At 59.7% G+C, this 25,034-nt stretch carries 23 protein-coding genes; 10 read left to right on the top strand and 13 right to left on the bottom strand.

Translation table 11 applies throughout. The features are described from left to right. Positions 1-2 precede the first annotated feature (2 nt). From A3OQ_RS0104585 to tsaD, 10 genes are all read right to left on the bottom strand, one after another. Positions 3-455 carry a GtrA family protein gene (locus A3OQ_RS0104585; protein ID WP_161607301.1) on the bottom strand — a complete coding sequence of 151 codons (453 nt, stop codon included), beginning with the start codon at positions 453-455 and terminating at the stop codon, positions 3-5. Between the two features lie 17 nt (positions 456-472). Beyond that, complete coding sequence (locus tag A3OQ_RS0104580) at positions 473-1,969, bottom strand: NAD(P)/FAD-dependent oxidoreductase (protein ID WP_020174184.1); 1,497 nt, start codon at positions 1,967-1,969, stop codon at positions 473-475. A 109-nt stretch (positions 1,970-2,078) separates the two neighbouring features. Beyond that, positions 2,079-3,107 (bottom strand): peptidoglycan -binding protein, encoded by a 1,029-nt coding sequence (locus tag A3OQ_RS0104575; RefSeq protein ID WP_020174183.1) that lies wholly within the window; start codon positions 3,105-3,107, stop codon positions 2,079-2,081. Further along, positions 3,107-4,081, bottom strand: a complete 975-nt coding sequence (locus A3OQ_RS0104570) for a hypothetical protein (protein WP_020174182.1) — start codon at positions 4,079-4,081, stop codon at positions 3,107-3,109. Before A3OQ_RS0104570 ends, A3OQ_RS0104575 begins: the two co-directional genes overlap by 1 nt. Before the next feature lie 150 nt (positions 4,082-4,231). After that, on the bottom strand, positions 4,232-5,023 hold the full coding sequence (locus A3OQ_RS0104565) for an inositol monophosphatase family protein (RefSeq protein WP_020174181.1): 792 nt from the start codon (positions 5,021-5,023) through the stop codon (positions 4,232-4,234). 184 nt (positions 5,024-5,207) lie between these two features. Then, positions 5,208-5,774, bottom strand: a complete 567-nt coding sequence (gene efp, locus A3OQ_RS0104560; RefSeq protein WP_026595492.1) for an elongation factor P — start codon at positions 5,772-5,774, stop codon at positions 5,208-5,210. 166 nt (positions 5,775-5,940) lie between these two features. Next, entirely contained in the window at positions 5,941-6,933 is a 993-nt protein-coding gene (locus A3OQ_RS0104555) for an aldo/keto reductase (RefSeq protein ID WP_020174179.1), read from the bottom strand. A 129-nt stretch (positions 6,934-7,062) separates the two neighbouring features. Beyond that, complete coding sequence (locus tag A3OQ_RS0104550) at positions 7,063-7,485, bottom strand: EVE domain-containing protein (RefSeq protein ID WP_020174178.1); 423 nt, start codon at positions 7,483-7,485, stop codon at positions 7,063-7,065. A 145-nt stretch (positions 7,486-7,630) separates the two neighbouring features. Continuing rightward, positions 7,631-8,635 (bottom strand): NAD(P)H-dependent glycerol-3-phosphate dehydrogenase, encoded by a 1,005-nt coding sequence (locus A3OQ_RS0104545; protein ID WP_020174177.1) that lies wholly within the window; start codon positions 8,633-8,635, stop codon positions 7,631-7,633. After that, positions 8,632-9,693: a tRNA (adenosine(37)-N6)-threonylcarbamoyltransferase complex transferase subunit TsaD gene (gene tsaD / locus A3OQ_RS0104540; RefSeq protein ID WP_026595491.1), complete on the bottom strand. Its 1,062-nt coding sequence runs from the start codon at positions 9,691-9,693 to the stop codon at positions 8,632-8,634. Before tsaD ends, A3OQ_RS0104545 begins: the two co-directional genes overlap by 4 nt. A gap of 126 nt (positions 9,694-9,819) precedes the next feature. Here tsaD and hemC point away from each other — a divergent pair, with 126 nt between their 5' ends. The 6 genes from hemC (at position 9,820) to A3OQ_RS0104510 (ending at position 15,547) form a co-directional block, all read left to right on the top strand. Further along, positions 9,820-10,758 carry a hydroxymethylbilane synthase gene (hemC, locus tag A3OQ_RS0104535; RefSeq protein ID WP_020174175.1) on the top strand — a complete coding sequence of 313 codons (939 nt, stop codon included), beginning with the start codon at positions 9,820-9,822 and terminating at the stop codon, positions 10,756-10,758. 2 nt (positions 10,759-10,760) lie between these two features. Next, positions 10,761-11,471 (top strand): uroporphyrinogen-III synthase, encoded by a 711-nt coding sequence (locus A3OQ_RS21320; protein WP_020174174.1) that lies wholly within the window; start codon positions 10,761-10,763, stop codon positions 11,469-11,471. 198 nt (positions 11,472-11,669) lie between these two features. Next, positions 11,670-12,863 (top strand): ABC transporter substrate-binding protein, encoded by a 1,194-nt coding sequence (locus tag A3OQ_RS0104525; RefSeq protein WP_020174172.1) that lies wholly within the window; start codon positions 11,670-11,672, stop codon positions 12,861-12,863. Continuing rightward, a complete protein-coding gene (locus A3OQ_RS0104520; protein WP_020174171.1) occupies positions 12,860-13,855 on the top strand; it encodes a YVTN family beta-propeller repeat protein in 996 nt (331 codons plus the stop codon). The genes A3OQ_RS0104525 and A3OQ_RS0104520 overlap by 4 nt, the downstream gene beginning before the upstream one ends. 34 nt (positions 13,856-13,889) lie before the next feature. Continuing rightward, complete coding sequence (locus tag A3OQ_RS0104515) at positions 13,890-14,699, top strand: ABC transporter ATP-binding protein (RefSeq protein WP_020174170.1); 810 nt, start codon at positions 13,890-13,892, stop codon at positions 14,697-14,699. Then, positions 14,696-15,547: an ABC transporter permease gene (locus tag A3OQ_RS0104510; RefSeq protein WP_020174169.1), complete on the top strand. Its 852-nt coding sequence runs from the start codon at positions 14,696-14,698 to the stop codon at positions 15,545-15,547. The genes A3OQ_RS0104515 and A3OQ_RS0104510 overlap by 4 nt, the downstream gene beginning before the upstream one ends. 66 nt (positions 15,548-15,613) lie before the next feature. Here the strand turns inward: A3OQ_RS0104510 and A3OQ_RS0104505 are convergent, their stop codons facing one another. Next, positions 15,614-15,997, bottom strand: coding sequence for a c-type cytochrome (locus tag A3OQ_RS0104505; protein ID WP_020174168.1), 384 nt, complete (start codon positions 15,995-15,997; stop codon positions 15,614-15,616). 338 nt (positions 15,998-16,335) lie between these two features. Here A3OQ_RS0104505 and A3OQ_RS0104500 point away from each other — a divergent pair, with 338 nt between their 5' ends. The 4 genes from A3OQ_RS0104500 (at position 16,336) to A3OQ_RS21315 (ending at position 20,162) form a co-directional block, all read left to right on the top strand. Next, positions 16,336-17,325 carry an ABC transporter substrate-binding protein gene (locus A3OQ_RS0104500; protein ID WP_020174167.1) on the top strand — a complete coding sequence of 330 codons (990 nt, stop codon included), beginning with the start codon at positions 16,336-16,338 and terminating at the stop codon, positions 17,323-17,325. 6 nt (positions 17,326-17,331) lie between these two features. After that, positions 17,332-18,069: an ABC transporter permease gene (locus tag A3OQ_RS0104495; RefSeq protein WP_020174166.1), complete on the top strand. Its 738-nt coding sequence runs from the start codon at positions 17,332-17,334 to the stop codon at positions 18,067-18,069. After that, positions 18,038-18,772 carry an ABC transporter ATP-binding protein gene (locus A3OQ_RS0104490; protein WP_020174165.1) on the top strand — a complete coding sequence of 245 codons (735 nt, stop codon included), beginning with the start codon at positions 18,038-18,040 and terminating at the stop codon, positions 18,770-18,772. The genes A3OQ_RS0104495 and A3OQ_RS0104490 overlap by 32 nt, the downstream gene beginning before the upstream one ends. Positions 18,773-19,157: 385 nt before the next feature. Continuing rightward, entirely contained in the window at positions 19,158-20,162 is a 1,005-nt protein-coding gene (locus tag A3OQ_RS21315; RefSeq protein WP_083931487.1) for a crotonase/enoyl-CoA hydratase family protein, read from the top strand. Between the two features lie 4 nt (positions 20,163-20,166). Here the strand turns inward: A3OQ_RS21315 and A3OQ_RS0104480 are convergent, their stop codons facing one another. After that, complete coding sequence (locus tag A3OQ_RS0104480) at positions 20,167-22,791, bottom strand: ATP-binding protein (protein WP_020174163.1); 2,625 nt, start codon at positions 22,789-22,791, stop codon at positions 20,167-20,169. 8 nt (positions 22,792-22,799) lie between these two features. Next, on the bottom strand, positions 22,800-24,938 hold the full coding sequence (locus A3OQ_RS0104475; RefSeq protein ID WP_020174162.1) for a two-component system response regulator: 2,139 nt from the start codon (positions 24,936-24,938) through the stop codon (positions 22,800-22,802). Positions 24,939-25,034 lie beyond the last annotated feature (96 nt).

Raw genomic sequence — 25,034 nt, 5'->3', positions numbered from 1 at the left:
CCTCAAGCCTTTTCCGGCGAAGCGTCCGGCGAAAACAAGACGCTGCGCCGCGCCGCGAAATTGAATAGGAAAACGCAGAGGGTCGTGAGCCCCTTGGCGGCCACCAAGGAGAGATCCAGTCCGTCGACAAATCCAAACAACAGGATTTGATTGAGCACAAGGCCGGCCATCCCGATGATGAAGAAGCCGACGGCCTCCCATGTGTGATTGGGGCTGCGGCGGTCGGCATAGACGAAGCGGATGCTCAAGACATAGGCGAGCAGCATGCCGGAAAAAAATCCGATCGCCGCCGCTGGCAGATAATTCAAGCCCGCGGAGGTGAGGCCGAACAAAAGTCCGCAATCCAAAACGAGAGCCGCGGCGCTGCAAAGCCCGTAGCCCACGAGATCCTTCAAAAAGACCGGCAGGCGCGGCAGGGTCGCGGGAGCATCGTCACGCGCGGGACGGGTTTTCATCGACAAGGTGATGATCATCAGGCGGCACGCTGCGGCACGAGACGTTCGCTCTTCAAGGCTTCCTTGGCGCCCGACAGTCCCTCTTCGCCATATTCGGCATCTTCATTGACCTGCCAGACGTCGTAGCGCTGTTCGCCCGCGAGAATATTCGCCGCCGTGAGCATGCCGGTCATCATCGCATGATCCTGATTGTTATATTTATGCATGCCGTTGCGCCCGACGAGATGGAGGCTCGGAAAGCTCGTCTGCAGATCGCGCCTGATGACGGCGACATTGTCGGCATAGGCATCGTCGTAAACCGGATAGGCTTTCTTCTGCCGGACGACGCAGGCATCGACGATATCCTCGGACCGCATCAGGCCGATATGCTCGATCTCCTGCCGGGCAAGCGCGATCAGCTCGGCGTCGGAGGAGGTCCAAAGGCCGTCGCCCTCGAAGCAGAAATATTCAAGTCCGAGACAGGTCGAGACATCGTCTGGAATCATGTCGGGCGACCAGGAGCGGAAATTCTGAACGCGGCCGACCTTGACCTGCGGGTCATGGATATAGATCCAATTGTCCGGCAGAGCCTTCTCGCTCCGGCCGATCAGCACGACGGTCAGGAAGTCGCGATATTTGAGCTGGCGCGCGTGGAAAAGGCTGAGCGGCGTCGGGCTCAGCCGGCCCATCAGATCGCGGATCGCGGCGGATGAAACGACGTTGCGCGCGGCATAGGTTTCTTCAACGCCATCGCCCGTCTCGACCTTGATCGTCCAGAGGCCTTTGCGCTCGTCCCAATGCAGCGAGGAGAGCTTGCGATCCATCAGCACGTTGCCGCCCAGGGCTTTGATCTTGGCGGTCGCGGCTTCCCACATCATGCCCGGACCGCGGCGTGGATAGCGAAAGGATTCGATCAGGGTTTTGGCGACCGCGCCGCCGCTTGACTTGCGCTTCGTCCCCAACGAACGGCGAAGCCCGTCGAGAATGGCGCTTCCGAGGCTCAGGCCCTTGATGCGCTGGGCGGCCCAATCGGCCGAAATCTCGTCGCAGCCCATGCCCCAGACCTTTTCGGTATAGGTCTTGAAGAAGATCGAGAAGAGCCTTTCGCCAAACTGGTTGCGGACCCACTGATGGAAGGTCTTCGGCGCATGAATCGGAAAGGCCTGCGCATAGGCGAAAGAGGCCATGCAAGCCGTGCTTTGCCAAAGCCCGAGATTGCGCAAGGCTTCGAACGCCTTCAGCGGATAGGCATAGAATTTGTTCTTGTAGAAAATGCGCGACAGGCGCGGGCGGTCGATGAAATCATCGGGCAGGATCTCGTTCCAGAGCGCCACGACTTCCTTGGATTTCGAAAAGAAGCGATGGCCGCCGATGTCGAAGAGAAAGCCCTTGTAATTGACGGTCCGGCTGATGCCGCCGACATAGACAGGATCTTGTTCGATCACGAGAACGTCGCGATGGGCCTTGGCGAGCGTATAGGCCGTCGTCAATCCCGCGGGCCCGGCGCCAACCACGAAAGTGTCGATAATTTCCAAGGCTGGGCCACTCCACGCTCGAGTCCGAGCCTGAAATTAGCCAGCAAAGGGTTAAAACCGCCCTACCCCGAGCGGAGAAATAGGGCGATGCCGCGCGGTTACGCTTTGTTTATTTTTCGGTGAGTTTCAATTCGATACGCCGGTTGCGGCGATAGGCATCTTCATTATCGGCCTGATCGATGGGCTGGAACTCGCCGAAACCCGCTGCAACCAAGCGCTGCGGCGAGACGCCCTTCGAGATCAAATATTGCACTACGGCGATGGCTCGGGCCGAGGACAGCTCCCAATTCGAGTGGAACTGCGCCGATTGGATCGGCCTCTTGTCGGTATGGCCGTCAACCCGCATCACCCAGGGGATTTCCGGCGGAATTTCGCGTTCGAGTTCGGTCAAGGCAGAGGCGAGCTTATCAAGTTCGGTTTTGCCCGCCGGATTGAGCGCCGCCTGGCCCGTATCGAAGAGGACTTCCGATTGAAACACGAATCGGTCGCCGACGACACGCACGCCGGGACGATCGCCCAAAATCTCGCGCAGACGGCCGAAGAAATCCGAGCGATAGCGCGATAATTCCTGAACCTTCTGCGCCAGAGCCACATTAAGGCGCGAGCCGAGATCGGCGATCTTGGCTTGCGATTCACGATCCCGGCTTTCGGACGCCGACAAAGCGTCTTCAAGCGCCGCCAATTGACGGCGCAATGCCGAGATCTGCTGGTTCAGAATTTCGACCTGAGCCAAGGCCCGCGCCGAGACCTGCTTTTCGGCGTCGATCTGTTGCTGAGCGGCGGTGACACGCGCATCGGCGGCGGCGGAGCCGGCGCCATTCGCATCGATCAGACTTTGCAGCTTGGATTTATCTTTTTGCGCCGTATCGAGCGTCGCAGACAGCGAGGCGACATTGGATTCAGCCTCGGCCTTGCCGGCGCGCTCAAGCGCGAGAAGCGAGGTCAATTCCTCGATCTGGTGATTGAGCTTGGTCAAGGCCGTGTCCTTGCCGGTCACTTCGCGCGCGAGAAAGAATTGCGCCATCATGAAGACCGACAGAAGAAAGATGATCACGAGCAGCATGGTCGACAAAGCGTCGACGAAGCCCGGCCAATAATCGATCGTGCGCTGCGTGCGGCGTGCCCGCGCGAAGGCCATCAGCGCCGCTCCGAAGGCTCAACCGAAAAGCGTTTCAGGAGGTTTTTGATCTCCTGATTCTGCGCCGCCTGCGCCTCGACCCAATCGCGGATCATCTGCTGTTCGGACCGCATATGATGGACGAGATTTTGGATGCCGTCCGCCAGATTGGCGATTGCAATCGAGGTCGCCCGCGCATGGCTTTGGTCGCCCGCGAGAGCAATCTTGTCGATGGCCGCGCGCAGATCGAGCACGATTCCATCGCGGCTGGAGAATTGCTCCGTCGCGCTATCGGCCGAGGTGCTGGCCGTGAGATTGTCTTCAAGCTCGTTATAGAAGCGGTTTTGCGCCTGTCCCGCTTGAAGATCGAGAAAGCCCAGGATGAGCGATCCGGCGAGGCCGAAGAGCGATGAGGTGAAGGACACTTTCATGCCGGCAAGCGGCAGCGCCAGACCGTTCTTGAGATCGTCGAACATGACGGCCGCGTCGGCGCCCGTCTGCATGGAGTTGATCACGCCGCCGATCGAACCCACGGTCTCGAGCAGGCCCCAAAACGTGCCGAGCAGGCCGAGAAAGATCAAAAGCCCGGTCAGGTAGCGGGCCACTTCGCGCGCCTCGTCAAGCCTTGAACCGACCGAATCGAGAATGGTCCGCAATGTATGGGTCGACATGGCCGAGCGCGGCTTGTCGCCGAGCAAAGTTGCCATGGGGGCGAGAAGAATCGGCTGTGGGACCTTGGCCGCGTCGCCACGCGTCAAAGCATTGACCCAGCGCACTTCGCGAAACAGCCGGACGACCTGCCGGAGGCCAAGCCCGATGCCGAAGAGGAGGACGAAGCCGATCAACCCGTTCAGGCCCGGATTGGCAAAAAAAGCCGTCTGAATCTGTTTGTAGAGGATCAGCGCGACGAAGCCGACCAGAATAAGAAAGATGATCATCCGCGCGAGAAAGATGCGCGGCGAAGACAGTCTGTAGGGGTCGACCTCGGCTGCCATGGCGAAATCCGGTGACGTGATGACTCTATGCTAGAGTATTTTTCGGTACAGTGAACCGGCTCTCCATCAAAATTACGACGAATATGGCAGAAGGCGCTTTTTTCGCCGTAATTCCACACGGGCGCGCCCGCACCGCCGGAAAGTCCTAGGTCAGGCGCTCCGGATCAAATCCAGCAAATGCTGCTGGACGAATTCATTGCCGGCGCAAATCGATCCCTTGGTCAGCATATCGGTCCCGCCATCGGCATCGGTGACGTATCCGCCTGCCTCCCGGATGATATGAACGCCAGCCGCCATGTCCCAGGATTGCAGGCCGCGCTCCCAAAACCCATCGTAGCGGCCGCTCGCGACATAGCAAAGATCGATGGCGGCCGCGCCGAGACGCCGGATATTGACCACTTTTGCCGTCACAGCCGCGAATTCGGCCTGGAAGCGCGGATGTTCCTTGATCTTGCCTATATGCGGTGCGCCGCAGCCGATCAAAGCATCAGCCATGTTGCGCCTCGCTGCGACGCGCAAACGGTGACTATTGCCCCAGGCGCCCTGGCCCTTTTCGGCAACGAACATATCATCTGTCGCCGGATTATAGACGAGGCCCGCCACCAATTGGCCTTCCCGCGCGAGCCCGATCGAGATCGCGAAAATCGGCAGGCCGTGGAGAAAATTGGTCGTCCCGTCGAGCGGATCTATGTACCAGACGTGGCTTTTGTCGCTGCCCTCGACGATGCCGCTTTCCTCGAGCACGAAACCGTAGCCGGGCCGCGCCTTCGACAACTCTTCGAACAGGGTTTTCTCGGATTTCTTATCCGCGGCCGAAACGAAATCGCCGGGTCCCTTGATCGAGACCTGCAGGTTTTCGACTTCGCCGAAATCGCGTTTCAGACCGCGTCCGGCCTTCAAGGCCGCCGCCGTCATCACATTCATCAAAGCCGAACGGATCATAGGGAACTCATGAAAAGGGAGGGCCTTTGCGAACCAAAGCCCTTGTAAAGAGGCGTTTTACCAATGGTGTTGGTTACGCGTCATGCCCGCGCTTATCGCGGGCATCCACGTCTGCAAATCAAAATCTACCGAGAGACGTGGATGGCCGGGACAAGCCCGGCCATGACGGCGTGCATAGAGATGTTCAGTCCGCCCGCCTTAGATAGGCGACCTCGGTCGTATCGACAACGATGCGCTCGCCCGGCTCGATGAAGGGCGGCACAAGGACACGCAAACCGTTTTCGAGCTTCGCCGGCTTATAGGACGAGGCGGCCGTCTGGCCGCGCACGACAGGATCGGCTTCGACCACCTGCAAGATGACATGGACCGGGAAACGGATACTGATCGGCCGGCCTTCATGCATTTGCAACGTGACTTTCATCCCGTCCTGCAAAAAAGCCGCGCGCTCACCCACCCAATCGGTAGCAAGATCGATCTGTTCATAGGATTCGAGATCCATGAAGACCAGCGACTCGCCCTCCGCATAGAGAAAGCTGAAATCCTTCAGTTCGAGCTCGATCATCTCGACCGTCGCGTCGGCGCGGAATCGCTCGTTGAGCTTGCGCCCGTCGATCAGGTTTTTCAGCTCGACCTGGTTGAAGGCGCCGCCCTTGCCGGGCTTCACCGTATTGGACTTCACCGCGACCCAGAGGCCGCCTTGATGTTCAATGACGGTGCCGGGGGTGATTTGGTTTCCATCGATTTTGGGCATGGGCTCGCGGGCGGTTGGGAAAAGCGGCGCCATCTGGCAAGGGAGTGTGGCGCCGGTCAAGGGGAAATGACCAGCTCTCACCAAACCTTTGGAATAAGGCTGAAATTCGCTTTCCCGCCGTGACGTCGCGACCGGTCGATTTCCACCCGGCCGTTCCCGTCCGCGGCTAACGGTCGACCATCGCCATCATCGTCTCGCCGTAGCGGGGCCCTGAGATCTTCTCCGGCGCGAGCGCGTCATCGAGAGCCTTCATCTGCTCGGGCGACAGGCTGATCGAGGCGGCGGCGACGTTTTCTTCGAGATAGCTGCGGCGCTTCGTGCCGGGAATGGGGACAATGTGGCCGCTCTTCCCAAGCAGCCAGGCCAGCGCAATCTGCCCCGGCTTCGCATTAAGGCTTTTCGCGATGTCACGGACAACCTGCGCCGCCCGCATGTTCGCGTCGTAATTTTCGCCTTGATAGCGCGGATCGGTTCGGCGGTAATCGTCCGCCGGATAATCTTCGGCCCGCTTGACCTCGCCCGTCAAAAAGCCGCGTCCGAGCGGCGAAAAAGCGACAAGCCCGATCTGAAGCTCGGCCAGGACCGGAATCACATCTTTTTCGAGATTGCGCTCCCAAAGCGAATATTCGCTTTGCAGCGCCGAGACCGGATACGCTGCATGTGCCCGCCGGATGGTCGCAGCGCCGGCTTCGGAGAGACCGAAGAAACGAACCTTGCCGGCCTTGACGAGGTCCCCGACGGTGCCCGCAACATCCTCGATCGGGACATTACGATCGACGCGATGCTGATAGAGAAGATCGATATGGTCCGTCTTCAACCGCTTGAGGGAGCCCTCGACGGCCTCCACGATATGTGCCGGACGGCTATCGGTGCCGTTCATCCGGCTGCCGTTCTCGATATGAAAGCCGAATTTCGTCGCGATCACGACTTTGTCGCGCTTGCCGGTCAGCGCTTTGCCGAGAAGCTCCTCGTTCTTGTACGGACCATAGACCTCGGCCGTGTCGAGAAAGGTGCAACCAAGCTCTATCGCGCGGTGCAGCGTCGCAATCGATTCAGCCTCGTCCGCGGGGCCGTAGGATTGGCTCATTCCCATGCAGCCGAGGCCGACGGAAGAAACCTCGAGACCCTGGGTGCCGAGCTTGCGTTTGCTTAAAGACATAAGATCTCCTCACGATCGACCGTAGCGCTCCAATGGGTTGTGGCGCGTTCATGGGCGACCGTAAAGGCACTCACGAAGACGTGAGGCGCGGCTTAAACGCGGCCTTCGCGTTTCGAAGGCGTTTGGGCGTCACTCCTTCGCGAGGCCGCCGAGCTGGCAAATCAAGGCCCATTCTTCGTCCGTCACGGGCTGGACCGAGAGGCGCGAATTATTGACGAGGATCATGTCTTTCAGCCGCTCGTCACTTTTGATCTCTTCGAGTGTCACGGGGCGTTTCAGAGGCTTCACCGCCGCGAAGTCGCACATGCCGAATTTGCCGCTTTCATCGCTCGGATCGGGGTAAAAGGTCTTGATGACCTTGACGATGCCGACGACCTCCTTGCCGACATTCGAATGGTAGAAAAAGGCCTCCTCGCCTTTCTTCATCGCCATGAGATATTGTTTCGCGGTGTGGTTGCGCACGCCGTTCCAGAACGTGCCTTTCGCCCCGGCCTCGACCTGCATCTCCCAAGACCATTTATTCGGTTCGCTTTTGATCAGCCAATGCGCCATTGAACTACTCGGAATAGAATTGCTCTTGCGCCCTCGTGCTTCGAGACGGGTCCTGCGGACCCCCCTCAGCATGAGGGCTCAAACCCAAGCTCTCACCCTGAGGTGCGAGCCATAAGGCGAGCCTCGAAGGGCGAGGGCGTTGCGATCACGATAAGCGTTCCGGCTTCGCCGGCCTAGCGAGCAAAGCCTCGATCGCGGCATCAATCGACAGCTTTTGTGTGAGCACGGCGTCCACCGCGGTCGCGATCGGCATATCGACGCCCTTGCGCTGCGCCAGGCTCACGAGCACCGCGCTCGTATAGGCGCCCTCGACGAGCCCCGCAGCCGCGACCGCCTGATCCATCGGCGTGCCGCGTCCAAGCGCGAGACCAAAGGCATAATTGCGCGATTGCGCCGAGCCGCAGGTGAGCACGAGATCGCCGAGGCCGGAGAGGCCCATCAGCGTGCCGGGTTCGGCCCCGAAGGCCGCGCCGAAACGGGTCAATTCCGCGAAGCCCCGCGCGATCAAGGCCGCGCAGGCCGACGCTCCAAGCCCGCGGCCGGCAGCTATGCCGACCGCGATGGCAAGAACGTTTTTCGCAGCCCCGCCAATCTCGACGCCGCGCACATCGCTCGAATGATAGAAGCGCACCCAAGGCACGGCGAGCCTTTGTCCGAGGCGTTCGGCCAGCGCGGCATCTTTCGCGGCAAGCGTGATCGCCGTCGGCAGACCCTTGCCGACATCCTGCGCGAAACCCGGCCCCGAAAGCACCGCCGCGGGGTTTTGCGGCAGGACTTCGGCCAGAACGTCGCTCAGAAAAAGCCCGCTCGTGCGCTCGATGCCCTTGGCGCAAATGATCACGGGCACGCCCGCCGAGATATGCGGCGCGGCAAGCCGCATGGCCCCGCGCAGCGCCTGTGCCGGCACAGCGGCAAGGATGAGACTGGCGCCGGCAATCGCCGCGAGGTCGGCGGTGACGTCAAGGCTTGGCGCCAATGGCACGCCCGGCAAATGCCGCGCATTGACGTGCTCGGCCGCCATCGCCGCGATCTGTTGCGGATCGCGGCCCCAAAGCACCACTTTGGTCCCATGATATGCGGCGAGATTGGCGAGCGCCGTGCCCCAGGCGCCCGCGCCGAGGACCGCGATCGGGCTGTTGCTCTCGCTCACGCTTTGCCGTGATGCGCGGCATCCGCGTCGGCATCGAGCGGCCAGCGCGGCCGCGCCGCGAAGGTCAGATCGTCCGTCAGTCCCAAGGACAGGCGCTCGATTCCGGCCCAGGCGATCATCGCACCATTATCGGTACAGAGCGCCGCCGGCGGCAGGACGAGTTTCAGACCCGTCTCCCCGCTGAACCGTAAAAGCGCCCGCCTGATTCCACCATTGGCCGCGGCACCACCCGCGACCACCAGAGCCTGTGGCGTCCGCGCGATGCGCTCGCGAAACAATTTCAGCCCGGCGCGGCAGCGATCGACGATCGTATCGACGACGGCCGCCTGGAACGAGGCGCAGAGATCGGCGACATCTGTCGCCGTCAAAGGCGCGATTCTTTCGGCTTCGAGCCGCACCGCCGTCTTGAGGCCGGAAAACGAGAAATCGGCCTTGGCGCGACCGAGCATGGGGCGCGGAAAATTAAACCGCAACGCATCGCCTTTTTCGGCCTCTTGCTCGACCTGTGGGCCGCCCGGATAGGGTAGACCCAGCATTTTAGCGACCTTATCGAAAGCTTCGCCGACCGCGTCATCCACGGTCGAGCCAAGTCGTACATAATCGCCGACGCCCTTGACCGCGACGAGCTGCGTATGGCCGCCCGAAACGAGCAGCAGCAGAAAGGGAAAATCGATCCCGTCCGTCAGCCGCGCGGTCAGCGCGTGGGCTTCGAGATGATTGACGGCGATGAAGGGTTTGCGCGTCGCGAGCGCCAGGGCTTTGGCCGTCGTCAGGCCGACGATGACGCCGCCGATGAGGCCGGGTCCCGCCGCGGCGGCGATCCCATCCAATTCGTCGAGCCGCAGACCGGCATGAATGAGCGCCCTCTCGACCAGCCGGTCGATCACGTCGATATGGGCTCTGGCGGCGATTTCCGGCACCACGCCGCCATAGGCGGCATGTTCGGCAATCTGGCTCATGATCTCGTTCGACAATATGTCGCCACCGCCCTCCGGGCGCAGTTGCACCACGGCGGCGGCCGTCTCGTCGCAAGTCGTTTCAATTCCAAGAACGCGCATCATGTGTCTTTGAACGCCGGGCCGTCCTAGATATATGGAGACGAACCTGGCCAGCTTGAGATCTCACCTTATAGCCTAAGGTTTAAGCTATTTCCCAATCTTCCTTGAGAGAAATCACCCACTTATATGAACAGTTCGCACCAAGGACCCTTCAAGCTGAAACTCGGCACGCGCGGTAGCCCCCTCGCCTTGGCCCAGGCGCATATGGTTCAAAAGGGCCTCGCGGAAGCGCATGGGGTTGAGCCCAGCGCCATCGAGATCGTCGTCATCAAGACCACCGGCGATCAGATTCAGGACCGCTCGCTGGAAGAAGCCGGCGGCAAGGGCCTCTTCACCAAGGAACTCGACATCGCGTTGATGAACGGCGGCATCGATTTCGCCGTTCATTCGTCGAAGGATCTGCCGACGCTTCTGCCGCCCGAGATCGCGATTGCCGGCTATTTGCCGCGCGAGGATGCGCGGGATGTATGGATCTCCCCCGTTGCCAGCCATCCGCGCGATTTGCCGAAGGGCGCCAAGGTCGGTACGGCCTCTCTTCGCCGTGGCGCCATGCTGAAACGGCTGCGGCCCGACCTCGAGATTTTGCTGTTGCGCGGCAATGTCGAGACGCGGCTTGCCAAGGTCGCCTCCGGCGCATTCGCCGGCACATTGCTGGCGCTCGCCGGGCTGAAGCGGCTTGGGCTCGAGGCGCGGGCAACGACGATTCTCGGCATTGACGAATTTCTGCCTGCCGCCGGGCAAGGCGCAATCGGGCTAACTGCGCGGCAGGGCGACGGCAAAGTGCTGAATGAGCTCGCACCCATTCTCGATCCAGCCACTGGTATAGCGCTCGCGGCGGAACGCGCCTTTCTCGCTGTGCTCGACGGCTCCTGCAAGACGCCTATCGGCGCCTATGCGCAGGTGCAGGGCGACCATCTCGCCTTCCAAGGGCTTTTGCTGCGTCCGGACGGCGGCGATGCCGTCGATGTCTCGGCCTCGGGGCCGGTTGCCGAGGCCGTAAAAATCGGCGAAGACGCCGCGCGCTCGATTCTGGCAGAGCTTCCAGCCCATGGGTTCAAGGTCTAGCCATGCGGATATTGTTGTTACGCGCGGCACCCGATGCCGCCCGCAGCGCGGCGGAGCTTCAACAGCGCGGCCATCGTCCCCTGATTTCGCCGGTCATCGAGATCGTGCCGACGGGCCTACCTCTGCCATCGGGATCATTCGACGCCGTCATCGCGTCGAGTGCGCAGGCTTTCAAATTTTTGGCGCCCGAAGAGGTGCAGCTGCTGCGGGATCTGCCCCTGCTTTGCGTTGGATCGCGCGCCGCGGCGGCGGCTCTCAAAAGCGGCTTTCGAGCCGCCTCGATCGTTGCGCCCGACGCGAAAAGCCTCGCGCCGCTGATCGCGGCGAAATATCCAGCCCCGGCGCATTTTATCTATTTGGCTGGCGAAGACCGCAAGCCGGATCTCGAAGAGGCCCTAAACGCCGCGCAATACGCGTTGACGTTGCACGAAACCTATAGCGCCGAAGCTGCCGAAAAGCTGGTTCCGGCCGCCGTTTCCGCGCTCGAATATCGGGAAATCGATGCGATCTTGCATTATTCCCGCCGCAGCGCGGAAATCTTCCTCGACTTGGCGGCGGAGGCCAAACTCGATCTCGAACAAATCGCGCATTTCTGCCTTTCGGCCGATGTCGCGGCTCCGCTTGTCGAAGCGGGCCAGCCGCATGTGATCATCGCCGACACGCCGGAGGAAACCGCGCTTTTTCGAAAACTTACCGGCTTTTCACTTTCCTGACATGGGGGAGAGGTCCATTCTCCCTGAGCATTTTCAGCAAAAGTGGACCCCGGTTTTGCGCCCGAAAATGCTCTGAATTTGTAATAACGACAGCGGTTTCGGATCGAGTACACTCGATCCGAAACCGTCTGCCTTGATATGACCCCACCGCGCGTCCATCATAATGGCGCAGGCGTGGGTGCAGGAGTTCGTCATCGCATGAGATTTTGGACCCTGGTCGCCGCCGCCCTTCTCCTCGCAAACGTTTGGACACCGCAAGCAAGAGCCGACGATCCGATGCAGATCAAGGTCGGCTTTATCCGGCAGACGCATTCGCGCGAGACGATCTCGATCCTCGACATTCCCGCCAAGGACGACGGTCTCGCCGGCGCGCAGCTTGCCGCCGAGGACAATAATACGACCGGCAAATTCCTCAATCAGGTCTTCACGATCGACGACATTCACCTGAAGGAAGGCGACGATCCGATCGCGGCGCTCAACACTTTGCTCGCCAAGGGCATCAATCTGATCATGCTCGATCTGCCGCCCGATCAAATGCTCGCCGTCGCCGATGCTGCGAAAGGCAAGCCCGTCATCTTCTTCAATACGAGCGCGCCGGAAGATTCTTTGCGCGAAGAAAATTGCCGCGCCAATGTGTTTCACATCGCGCCGACCTATTCGATGCTCGCCGACGGGCTCGCCGAATATTTGATCTGGAAGAAATGGAACAAATGGTTCCTGATCCAGGGCTCGCATCCGGAAGACAAGCTCTTCGGCGATGCCATCCGCCGCTCGGCGAAGAAATTCGGCGCCAAGATCGTCGAGGAACGCACTTATGAGGATACCGGCGGCGGCCGCCGCTCGGATTCAGGCAGCGTCCAGACACAAAGGCTGATTCCGGTCGCCACGCAAAACGCCCCGGCCTATGATGTGCTCGTCGCCGCCGACGAAAGCGAAGTCTTCGGCGGCTATCTGCCCTATCGAACCTATGATGCGCGGCCCGTCGCGGGCTCGGGCGGATTGAAACCGACGAGCTGGGACCCCTCGCATGAACAATGGGGCGCCGCGCAATTGCAGAACCGCTTCTTCAAATTGGCCTCGCGCGGCATGAATGCCCGGGACAATCAGGCCTGGGTTGCGATGCGCGTGATCGGCGAAGCGGCGTCGCGCACCAAATCGAACGATCCGAAAGTGCTCAAGGCCTTCCTCGTCAGCCCCGACTTTTCGGTCGCGGCCTTCAAGAGCCAGAGATTGACATGGCGGCTCTGGAACCAGCAATTGCGTCAGCCGATCCTGCTTGGCGACGGGCGGATGATCGCCTCCGTCTCGCCGCAGGAAGGATTTCTGCATCAGACCTCGGAATTGGATACGCTTGGCTACGACAAGCCCGAAACAAAGTGCAAATTGCAATGACGCAACTCTTCAAACATTCATTCTTCCGCTCGGCCCTTGCAACAGGCGGCATCGCCCTGGCGCTCGTGTTTCCAAAGCCTGGCCTTGCGTTTACGGCCTATGTGTCCAACGAAAAGGGCAATTCGATCTCGGTCATCGACACCGACAAGCTCGAAGTGATCAAGACCGTCAAAGTCGGACAAAGGCCGCGCGGCATCGCGCTCACCAAGGACAATAGCCAGCTCTTCATCTGCGCGGGCGACGACGACACGATCAACATTGTCGATACCAAGACGTTCGAGATCGTGGGCGATCTGCCATCGGGACCGGACCCCGAGCTTTTGATCCTCAGCCCGGACGGCAAACTCGTCTATGTGTCGAATGAAAACGACAATCTCGTCACGGCGATCGATATAGCGACCAAAAAAGAAGTGTTCGACGTTCCGGTCGGCGTCGAGCCGGAGGGCATGGCGGTCAGCCCCGACGGCAAGACCATCGTCAATACGTCCGAAACCACGAATATGGCGCATTTCATCGATTTGGAGAAACGCGAGATCGTCGCCAATGTGCTCGTCGATTCCAGGCCGCGTTATGCCGCCTTCACGGCGGACGGCAAGGAGCTTTGGGTCTCGGCCGAAGTGGGCGGGACGGTCAGCGTCATCGATGTCGCGACCCATACGATCAAGCAGAAGATCACTTTCGATGTGCCGGGCCTTGCCAAGGAAGCGATCCAGCCCGTCGGGCTCGAGTTCACCGCGGACGGTAAGAAGGTCTATGTCGCGCTTGGGCCAGCGAACCGCGTCGCGGTCATCGACGTGGCGACGAAAAAGGTCGAAAAATATCTCCTCGTCGGCCAACGCGTGTGGCATCTGGCTTTGACGCCCGACGGCAAATATTTCTATACGACGAACGGTGTCTCGAACGATGTCTCCGTCATCGATGTCGCCAACGAGAAAGTCATCAAATCGATCCACGTCGGCTCTTTTCCCTGGGGCGTGGTGATCGGCAAATGATGAAACAACCGCACCGCATGGCGTGGGCTGCAATATGAGCGCCGTGCCGCAAGACACTACCGTTGCCGAGCCCGCCCTGGCGCCGCCGCCAGCCGAGGGGCCAGCGGCGCTCTCCGTCGAAGGCGTCAGCCATTCCTACGGCAAGCGCAAAGCCCTCGACAATGTGTCGTTCTCGGTAAAGCCGTCGAGCTTCACGGTTCTTCTGGGCCTCAACGGCGCCGGCAAAAGCACGCTTTTCTCGCTCATCACGCGCCTCTACAGCACCCAGACCGGCAAGATCAAAATCTTCGGCTATGAGGTCGGCCAAGACCCCGGCGAGGCCTTGCGGCGGCTGGGCGTCGTCTTCCAGGCGCGCACACTCGACATGGATCTGTCGATCCAGCAAAACCTGCTTTATCACGCGGCGCTGCACGGCATTGGCGCGGCCGAAACCAAAGCGCGCGCAGCCGCCGTCCTGGAGCAGATCGCAATGACCGACCGCACCAAAGACAAGGTGCGCGATCTTTCCGGCGGCCAGATGCGGCGCGTCGAGATCGCCAGAGCGCTTCTCCACCATCCGCAAATGCTGCTGCTCGACGAGCCGACCGTCGGCCTGGACATCAAGGCCCGCGCCGATATCCTCAAACATGTGCGCGATCTCGTCGCGCATTCAGGCATAGGCGTGCTCTGGACCACGCATCTGATCGACGAAGTGAACCCCGATGACGATGTCGTCGTCCTGCATCAGGGCAAGATTCTCGACAAAGGCCGTGTCTCCGACGTCGTCGCCCGCGCCGGTGTCGCCGATATGCGCGCGGCCTTCACCAAATTGACGGGGACGGGCCCCATGGGCGGTGAGTCATGACAAGCATCGCGAGCAACGACGTCCCGCTGCGCAAAGGCTTCGGCCTTCTGCAATATGCGATCTGCCTCAAAGGCATCGTCTGGCGCGAGGCGCTTCGCTATTTGCATCAGCGCGAGCGTTTCGTCTCCGCACTGGTGCGCCCGCTCGTCTGGCTCTTCATTTTCGCCGCTGGTTTTCGCTCGGTGCTCGGCGTCTCGATCATCCCGCCTTACGAGACCTATATTCTCTATCCGGTCTATATCACGCCTGGCCTCATGGCGATGATCCAGCTTTTCAACGGCATGCAATCCTCCCTCTCCATGGTCTACGACCGTGAGATGGGAAATATGCGCACGCTGCTTGTCAGCCCTCTGCCGCGCTGGTTTCTATTGACGTCGAAACTGATCGCCGGCGTCGCGGTGTCTCTGCTGCAGGTCTACGCCTATCTGCTCATCGCCTATTTGTGGGATATCGCGCCCGACAATTATTGGGGCTATCTCACGGTATTGCCGGCGCTGATTTTGTCGGGCCTCATGCTCGGCGCGCTCGGCATGCTTTTATCGTCGGTGATCAAGCAGCTCGAGAATTTCGCGGGCGTCATGAATTTCGTGATCTTCCCGATGTTTTTCGCCTCATCCGCGCTCTATCCGCTCTGGCGTGTCGAGGAAGGCAGCCCCTGGCTTGCCTTGGTCTGTGAGCTGAACCCGTTCACCCATGCGGTCGAACTGATCCGCTTCGCCTTCTATCTCCAAGTGAACTGGCTTTCGCTCGGAGTCGTCACCGGCTGCACGGTGGTCTTTTTGGGCGCGGCGATTATCGCCTATGACCCATCGCGCGGCATGCTGGTCCGGCGCGGCGGCCCGGAATAAAAACGGCGGGACCAAGGGTCGCCGCCGTTCTCAAAACCGATCTACCGCAGCTATGCCGCGTGGCGATTATTTGCTGCCGTCCGCCTTGAACTGGGCAAGGTAGGCATAAAGATTTTCCTGGTCCGTCTCCTTCGGGAGACCGGCAAAGATCATCTTGATGCCAGGAACCTTTGCCTTCGGATCCTTGATATATTCCTTGAAGGTCGCCTCATCCCAGGTGAGGCCGGAGGCCTTCATCGCGTCGGAATAAGAATAGCCCTCGGCAGTGCCGGCCTTGCGGCCGATCACGGCATTGAGATCGGGGCCGACGAAGTTCTTGGCGCCCGGCCCGATTTGATGACAAACCTTGCACTTGGTGTTGAATATCTTCTCACCGGCAGCCGCATCTCCGTCGGCCGCGGCCGGGAACGTCGTGAAAGCCGTCAAAGCAAGAGTACTCGCAGCAACCATACCAAATGTACTGAACTTCATCTTTCGACCTTTCTTTAGTAAGGCACGCCTTCCTACAAACCGACGGGGCGCATTCATATTCGTTCTCTCGGCTTGACGATAGGCCCCGACCTTACCTTTTTTTAATGCGCAATGGCGAGACGGCACCTTTGCCGTCTGTCATCATAGCGCACTTTATTTTGAAGCTGGAAGCCCCCCAGGAAAGACCGATATCGTATGGCTCCCCAAAGGTGTATCCTATTCAAATGACACGAGACACCCGCACGAGACCCTTTCCGCTCGCAGGCAAGCCAGGTTTGTGTCGGCAGGTCAAAACGTCTGCGGCCAAACCGGCCCCAATGAGGGCCACCCGCCGCCTCGGCCTGGTTTTTGGCCAAATCGCGGCCCTCTGGCTCGCGACCTCGCTTCCGGCAGCCGCTGCGGACCATCTTCGCCTCGCCGTGCAAAAGACCGGCACTTTCGCCTGGGAGCTCGCGATCATCAAAGAACACGGCCTCGACAAGAAGGCCGATCTCGATCTCGAAATCACGCAGCTCGCCTCAACCGAAGCCGAGAAGATCGCCATCCAAGGCAATTCGGCCGATCTCATTCTTTCCGACTGGCTTTGGGTGTCGCGCGAGCGCAGCCTCGGAAGCAAGCTCACCTTCTATCCCTATTCGAGTTCGCTTGGCGCCGTGGTGGTGCCGGCACAGGCGCCCTTCAAAGATCTCGCCGATCTCAAAGGCAAGAAGCTCGCGGTCGCCGGCGGCCCGCTCGACAAGAGCTGGCTCCTGCTGCAGGCGTTTGCCAAACGCTCGAACTTCGATCTCAAAAGACAGACGGAGATTCTTTACGGCGCGCCCGCCCTTCTTTCAGCCAAGATGGTGCAAGGAGAAGTCGACGCCAATCTCAACTTCTGGAATTTTTGCGTCGATCTGGAGAGCCGCGGGTTTCGCCGCCTGATCGGTATGGACGCTGTCGAAAAGGAGCTTGGCGCAAAGGCGCCGGTCGCCATGGTCGGCTATGTCTTCAGCGAAGATTTCGCGGCAAAACATCCGAAGGTCATCGAGCGATTCCTGGAAATCGCGCGTCAGGCCAAAGTGATTCTGGCGCAGTCGGATGAAGATTGGCAGCGCCTTGGACCTCAGATCGGCATCAAGTCGGCCGCCGAACTTGCCCTCTACCGGCAGCGCTATCTCGACGGCATTCCGCATCGGCCCATCGCCGAGGAAGCCGCCGACGCGAAGCTGCTTTACCACATCCTCGCCGAGACCGGCGGCCCCGAGCTCGTCGGACCCGGCACCGAACTCGCCGAGGGGACTTTCTTCAGACCCCAAATGGAAAATTGACCGCCCGTGCTGAGGCTGGCGTCTCTTCTTCTGCTCTTCCTGCTGTGGCAATCGGCTTCGATTTTCGCCGGTCCTCGCGTCGTGCCGGAACCGCTGATCGTGCTGACCACGATGTGGCGGGAAATCCGCTCTGGCGCGCTTCCGTTCAATTTCAGCATCACGCTTCTGCGGGTCGCAGCCTCCTTTGCCGTCGCCATGGTGCTCGGCACGGCGCTCGGCCTCGTCATGGGCCGCAACAAGACCGTGGACCGGCTGTTCGATCCATGGCTTATCGTGCTTCTCAATCTGCCGGCGCTTGTCATCATCGTGCTGGCCTATATTTGGGTCGGGCTGACGGAAGCCGCCGCGATCGGCGCCGTCGCCTTGAACAAGCTTCCCATCACGACGGCGACGATCCGCGAAGGTGCCCGCGCGCTCGACAATAATCTGCAGGAGATGGCGCAGGTTTTCCGCATGCCTTTCAAAACGAGGCTGCGGCATGTCCTGATCCCGCAACTGACCCCCTATATCGCGGCGGCGACGCGGGCCGGTCTTTCGCTCGTTTGGAAAATCGTTCTTGTGGTCGAGCTGCTCGGCCGCTCCAACGGCGTCGGGTTTGAAATCGGAATTGCTTTTCAGCTTTTCGATGTCGCCCTGCTGCTTGCCTATGCGCTTCCCTTCGTCGGTGTCATGCTGGCGATTGAAACTTTCCTGGTTCAACCCATCGAGCGACATGTCTCCCGTTGGCGCCCTCACCCAGCTTGACGTTTCCGTCCTTCGCAAGACCTATCAGACGGCGTCGGGGGAAACACGCGTCGTGCTGCGCGATCTCGCGTTCACGCTGCAGGCGGGCGAGGTCTGCGCGCTGATCGGCCCGTCGGGCAGCGGCAAGACGACTTTGCTGCGCATCATGGCCGGCCTCGACACGGATTTCGAGGGCACGATTACGCATCCGCCGGACCAGAAGCTCGCGATGGTTTTCCAGGAGCCGCGGCTTCTGCCTTGGCGCAGCGTCTTGCAAAACATCCGTCTCGCCGCGCCGCATGCCGATCCGGCCGATCTGAAACAAATCACGGACAGCCTCGGCCTCGCCGACCATCTCACCTTCTTTCCCGGTGAATTGTCGCTTGGCCTCGCACGGCGCGTCTCCTTCGCACGGGCTTTGGCCATCAAGCCCGATATTTTGATGCTCGATGAACCTTTTGTGTCGCTCGATAATAGCTTGGCGGCCCGGCTCCGCGACGAGCTTGCGACATTGGTCGAAGCCCGCCACATCACCACGCTGCTCGTCACGCATGATGTCGAAGAGGCGATCTACCTCGCCGACCGGATCTTGATGCTTTCGACTAAGCCCGCCCGCGTTATAGTCGAGATCAGGATCGACAAGCCGCGGCATGCAATGACCGAGGCCTCCGCGGCCCGGATCAAGGGCGAGGTCATCCAGCTTCTGACAAAATCGACCGCTTGATCTTTGCTGTAGGCGCTCTGCTAAATCGACGCAGGTACAGATCGGCGGAGGTATGCGGATAAAGCTCGGCCGTTGCCCAAGATGCGGTCGCGTCACGCAATATAAAGCCGGCTTTCACTCTCAATCTACATAGCTAACCAGACGTCATTCGAAAAAGCATTTCGATTTTTCGGTTCGAAAAAACGATCAGGCCGCCTTAACCATGACCGGTGTCCTATTTACCAAGATTGATTGTTCCGATTTTTTTGATTGGTAAAAAAAGCCTTAACACCCCATCATAATGTTTAGGCAACGGTGCATGATTGTTACATTCCAACGTTATGTGGCTCGTTGCAGTGCCGTCGTTCGTCGATGACGGCAATAGGCAAGCGTGGGGCTATACCTAATGCGCGTTCTTGCTACTGAGTCCAATGCCCTCGGGGACCGGCGCCAAGCCGACGATATTTCACTGCTCGGTAGAGCCCATTCCGCTACCGACGCACTTCGGCAATTGAGCGAGACGGCCCCGCTTCCGTTGAATCTGCGACTTCTGTCGCGGCCTTATTCGGAAATCGAAGTCTCGCTCGATCCGAATGAAAAAGCCCTCTGGATGTATTGGAAGCCGAAGGGACCGGCCAGCGTAACCCTGGCTCTGCTCGATGATCTCAACGAGATGCATCGCGACATTCAGAAGCTTTTCGAAACGCGCGACCCGTCCGAAGAGCAGCCTTTTCTGTTTTCCGTCGCCGTCTCGAATGTGCAAGGCATCTTCAACCTCGGCGGAGACCTCGGCTTTTTCCTCGAGAAAATTCGCGAGCAGGACCGCAACGCCTTGCTTCTTTACGCCTATGGATGCGTCGACGCCGTCTACAATAACGCTTTCGGTTTTGACGTTCCGGTGGTTTCGATCGGGATCGTCGAAGGCGATGCGCTCGGCGGCGGGCTCGAATGCGCCTTGTCCTATAACGTTCTCATCGCTGAGCGCGGCACGAAAATGGGCTTTCCGGAAGTGCTCTTCAATTCGTTTCCCGGCATGGGCGCATTCAGCTTGCTGTCGCGCAAACTTGATCCGGCTCGCGCCAAAAAAATCATCATGAGCGGGCGGATATACAGCTCCGAGGAATTTTACGAAATGGGCCTGATCGATGTTCTTGCCGAGAAAGGCAGAGCGCGGGAAGCGGCCCACAAATTCATTCGCGAAAATACGCGGCGCCATCCGTTGCTCCATGCGATGAACAAAGTGCAGAATAGAGTGAATATGCTGACCAAGGCCGAGCTGCGCGAGGTGACGGAAATCTGGGTCGACTCGGTCATGAAGATCGATACTCAGGATCTGCGCCGGATGGAGCTTCTGGTTTCGGCACAACAAAGGCGGCTGGGATCTTCCAATTCAGCGGCCGTCTCAGTCTGAGATGCTATTCGCCTGCACCCTGCGGATGGAAGGGCTTCACTGCGGGAGCGGTTCCGTCTTCTTCATAAAGATCCATAGCCGAACGCGCTTTGGCAAATTCGGCTTCGAGCACTTTCATGTGGTCCTCGCCTCGTAAGGCGAGGTCATAGGCATCGACCTCGCGCCAAGACAGACAGAGATTGTAAATCGCCTTGGCTCCGACATTGGCCGAACAGCTCCGCAAAGCGTGGATGCTGTCTTGGAATTTCGGCAGATTTTCCTCGGCGACAGCATTGCTGAGTTCGCGTAGCATGCGGGCCGCATCGCTCACATATTGATCGAGGAGGTCGGAAACGAACTCCTTGCCACCGAGCTTCTGCAAATACGTCAATTTATCGGTATCGATGATCGGCTCATCATCCACGGCCGCGGTTTCGCGATTGGCATCGGCTACCTGAACCGGCTTTGTCTCGATCCCGGAGAGATCCGCTTCTTCCGGCGGCCAACCGCCCGCGAAACTATTCAGCACGTTCAACAGATGAGCCGGCTCGATTGGCTTCGTCAGGCAATCGTCCATCCCGGCTTCGGTACAGCGCACTTTCGTTTCGGCGGTCACATCGGCCGTCAAGGCGATGATCGGCAGATGCGCACGGCCCGCGGCAACGAAGCGATAAAGCTTCGTCATCTCGATCCCGTTCAACACAGGCATGTTGAGATCGATCAGCGCAATATCGAAACTCTTGTCGATCATGGCTTCGAGAGCCACTTCGCCATTGTCGACAAGATGAACGCAATGTCCGGCTCTTTCGAGAATTTTGGCGATCACCTTCTGATTTGTCTTATTGTCTTCCGCGACCAGGATTGACAGGGGCCGATAGGCCATATGCGCCACCGCGCGGCGCGCCATGCTCTTGCGTTTGCTCCAGGATACATGCTGCCACATGTTCATGATGGAGGCTGCATCGAGGGGACGCGGCAAGGTCGTCAGATAGAGTTCACGCGACTGGATATCGACCGACTCATTCTCCTTCAAAGCGATCAGCATAGGCCCGCGAGCCGGATCGCTTCCACGCAATCGGCGGGCAATCTCTTCCAAATTCGCACCGAATGCGCGCTGATCGAGGATGATGACGGGCCGGTGATGCGCGCGCGTCCATTCCGGAGCCTGCATCGTCTTGGCCAGATCCGCCATGGTCGAGACCTGCTCGACTGTCACACCCTGCTGCTCGATCAACGGCCCAATCGCACGATCCTCCGACAAGAGGAGCCATGGCAGCATCTGAGACGGAAGCGCAAGCGGCTTCGCCGTTCCGGCAAGACATTCGAATTCGAGCCAGAACGTGCTGCCCGCGCCGACAATGCTTTCGACGCCGACCTTGCCGCCCTTGGCTTCGACAAGCTGCTTGACGATGGCGAGACCAAGACCGCTGCCCCCGAACCGGTCGATGATTGTTTCATCGGCCTGCGTAAAGCTCTCGAAGATCCGGGCCTGCGCCTCGGGCGCTATGCCAATGCCTGTATCGGAAACTTCGATGCGCAATTTGACTCGGCCCGGCGCCATCTCAATCGCGTCGGCGAAAATGGTGACATGACCGGCTTGCGTGAATTTCAGAGCATTGCCGGTAAGATTGACGAGAATCTGTTCGAGGCCGCGGGAATCGCTTGTGACGAATTGCGGTACCCGCGGCGTGATATGAAGGGTCAGCCATAGTCCGCGTGCATTCGCTTGCACGGCCAACATGTCGCGCGTGCTCGCGAGCAAGGAGAATAGATCGACCTCCTCCTCCCGTTCCGGGGACTTCGTCACCTCCTTTTGAGAGAAGTCGAGTATGGAGGTGATCAAGGCCAATAGAGAGCGCCCGGCCGTCGCGATGGTCCGCGACATGTCTCCTTGCTCTTCGTCAGTGGTCATATCGCTCAAGAGATCGCTCAAACCGATGATCGCGTTGAGAGGCGTGCGCAACTCGTGGCTGACACTCGCCAAAAACAGACTCTTGGCCCGGTTTGCTTCTTCCGCCTGGCGCTTGGCTTCCGATAATTTCCGGATCAGAATCGAAACATAGGCCGGCAGAACGATCTGCCCGACGATGAGGCCGAGCGACAAGGAAATATTATCCCGCCAGAACGGCGTGGTGATCACGACCGCCGAGAACGTAAAGGTCGCAACCGCCGCGGCGATGGCCAGATAGCGCACGCCGAAGCGAAAGCCATTGCCGAAAATGATCCAGAGAAGCAGCGGATAGAACAAGGCCGTCGCGGCGCCCCCCATGTGGATGAGGTAGGAGACGCAGCCGGCATCGACGCAGATCGAGACGAAACGCCGGAGCGGCGATACGCCCGAGTCGCGTAGAATCAGAATAAATATGACCACCGCGAAGAAGTTGAAGATGGCGAAATTGACGGCCAGTTCCGCCAGCGTGCGATGCGCCTCGGCATCGCCGAAGAAACTCGCTCCGATGAGATAAAGCAGCGCGCAGGCGCAGAGCGCGAACCGGTTGAAGGCCGTCTCATGCTCCGAGTCGGGCCGGCGCGCCAAATGGTTTCGCATGCGCGCGAACAGGCCGGGTTTTGCGTCAAGACCGCGGCTTTCGGAAGGACGCTGAGGTGCGCTTCGGCCGGCTTGGCGCGACGTGATATCGACCTCAGCCATGGGTGGCCTCAAGCCGAGCGGAGTGCGATCGGCGAACCGCCTCGGATCAAATCCGCAAAATCGGCAGCCGGCATGGGTTTGCCGAAATAATAGCCCTGGATTTCGTCGCAGTTCTCTGCGCGCAAACGGGCCAATTGATCGGCGGTCTCGACGCCTTCCGCAACGACCGTGACATTGAGGCTATGGCCGAGCGTGATGATGGCCCGGACGATTGCGGCATCGTTCACGTCATCCACCATGTTGCGGACGAAGCTCTGGTCGATCTTGATCCGGTCGACGGGAAAACGTTTCACATAGGCCAGAGACGAATAGCCGGTTCCGAAATCGTCGATCGCAAGATGCACGCCGAGATCGACGAGTTGATGCAGATCCCGCTCGACCGCGTTCATATCTTGCATCATGATGCTTTCGGTCAATTCAAGATCGAGATATTGGCCCTCAAGCCCCGACTCGGCCAGAACTTTGGCGACGAGCAGAGGCACGGTGCGTTTGCGGAATTGAACCGGCGACAGATTGACCGCGATCCGGATGCGCGGAAGACCGGCATCGTGCCAGGCTTTGAGTTCGCGGCAGGCCTCACGAAGAACCCATTCGTTGATCGGGAGGATGAGACCATTCTCCTCGGCGCGCGCCAGAAAGGCGCCGGGCGTCGTGATCCCCTTGCCGGGGCGGTTCCAGCGCAAAAGCGCCTCCGCGCCGACGATCTGGCCTGTCGAAAGATCGACCTGCGGTTGATAATAGAGCAGGAATTGATTTTCCGCCAAAGCATGACGCAATTCCGCATCGAGACCCGCGGCGTGTTTGGCACGCGCCTGCAAATCCGCCGCATAGAAACAGAAGCTGTTGCCGCCCTCGGCCTTGGCTTTGTACATGGCGAGATCGACGTTGCGCAAAAGATCTTCGGCGTCGCTCCCGTCCGACGGGTGCATGGCGATGCCTATGCTGGCGCTGGTGACAAGGCCGTCATGGTCCTGGCATTTGAAACGCCCGACGGTCTCAAGGATACGAGTCGCGAAGACGGCTGCATCTTCGCTCGAGCCGACATCTCTCTGAAGAACGGCGAATTCGTCGCCACCAAGCCGCGCGATCATATCCGCTTCGCGGATCGAATGGCGCAAATGTTTGGCGAGTGCCTTCAAAAACCGATCGCCGGCCGTATGACCCAGGAGATCATTAACGCGCTTGAAGCCATCGAGATCGATGAGGTGCAGCGCAAAAAGATGATCGCCGCGGCGCGAGCGCGCAATCAGGCTCCGCAATCTCTCGCGCAGCATCATGCGGTTCGGCAGATCCGTCAGAGCGTCATGCTGCGCCGTATAGCGGAGATGCGCTTCGGTCTGCTTGCGCGCCGAAATGTCGAGCGAGCTCGTCAGGACCCCGATGACTTTGTTGTCGAGATCGTGCAACGGTGCCTTGGAGGTCAAAAAGACCCTCTTCACAGCCGCATGATCGACGATCTCTTCTTCATAGGTCGGCATGGCCTTGCCGGTTTCAAACACCATGCGGTCGAGCGCATAGGAATTCGACCAGGCTTCCTCTCCGAGCAGGACCGATCCCTGCTTGCCGATGACGGAGGCCGGATCGACGGCGAAAAACCGGGTTTCATAGGCGTTGACGAACAAGACGCTTCCATCGTAGCCGACCGCCCTGATCATGATCGGCAAAGTGTCGATGACCTGCGCCAGTCGTTCGCTTGAATCGCGCAGCGAACGCTCGCTGTCCTTCAATTCGCGCTCCAGCGTATCGGCGCGTTGTGCAAGCAGAAGTTGATGCTTGCGCAGATCGAGCAGATTGCGTGCGCGGGTCAGGAATTCGTGGTGATCGACCGGCGAGGTCAGAAAATCCGTCGCGCCCGCCTCAAGCGCCTGCAGGCGGAAGGAGCGCTCTTCGTAAACGGTGATGACGATGACCGGGACATTGTCAGAATTGCGGAAGGCACGGAAACGTCGGATGAATTCCGCGGCGTCCATCTGCGGCATTTTATAGTCGGTGATAATGAGGTAAGGCGTATTGTCCGAAAGCCAGACCAATGCTTCGGCCGGATCGCCAAAGGTTTTGACAGTGATATCGGGCGCAAGGGACTGAGCCAGCAAACCGAAAATATTGCGATTGGTCGCACTGTCATCAATGATCACTACGAGAGACATGAACGTTCCATTGCCACGATGGGAAACGCCTTTCCGAACCCGGATTTCGCCGGCATCCGGTATGCCGCGAGACGGGGGCATGTTGTGCTGGCACAA

Source organism: Methyloferula stellata AR4, assembly GCF_000385335.1.
Lineage (GTDB): Bacteria > Pseudomonadota > Alphaproteobacteria > Rhizobiales > Beijerinckiaceae > Methyloferula > Methyloferula stellata.
This window is presented reverse-complemented; position numbering and strand designations above follow the sequence as displayed.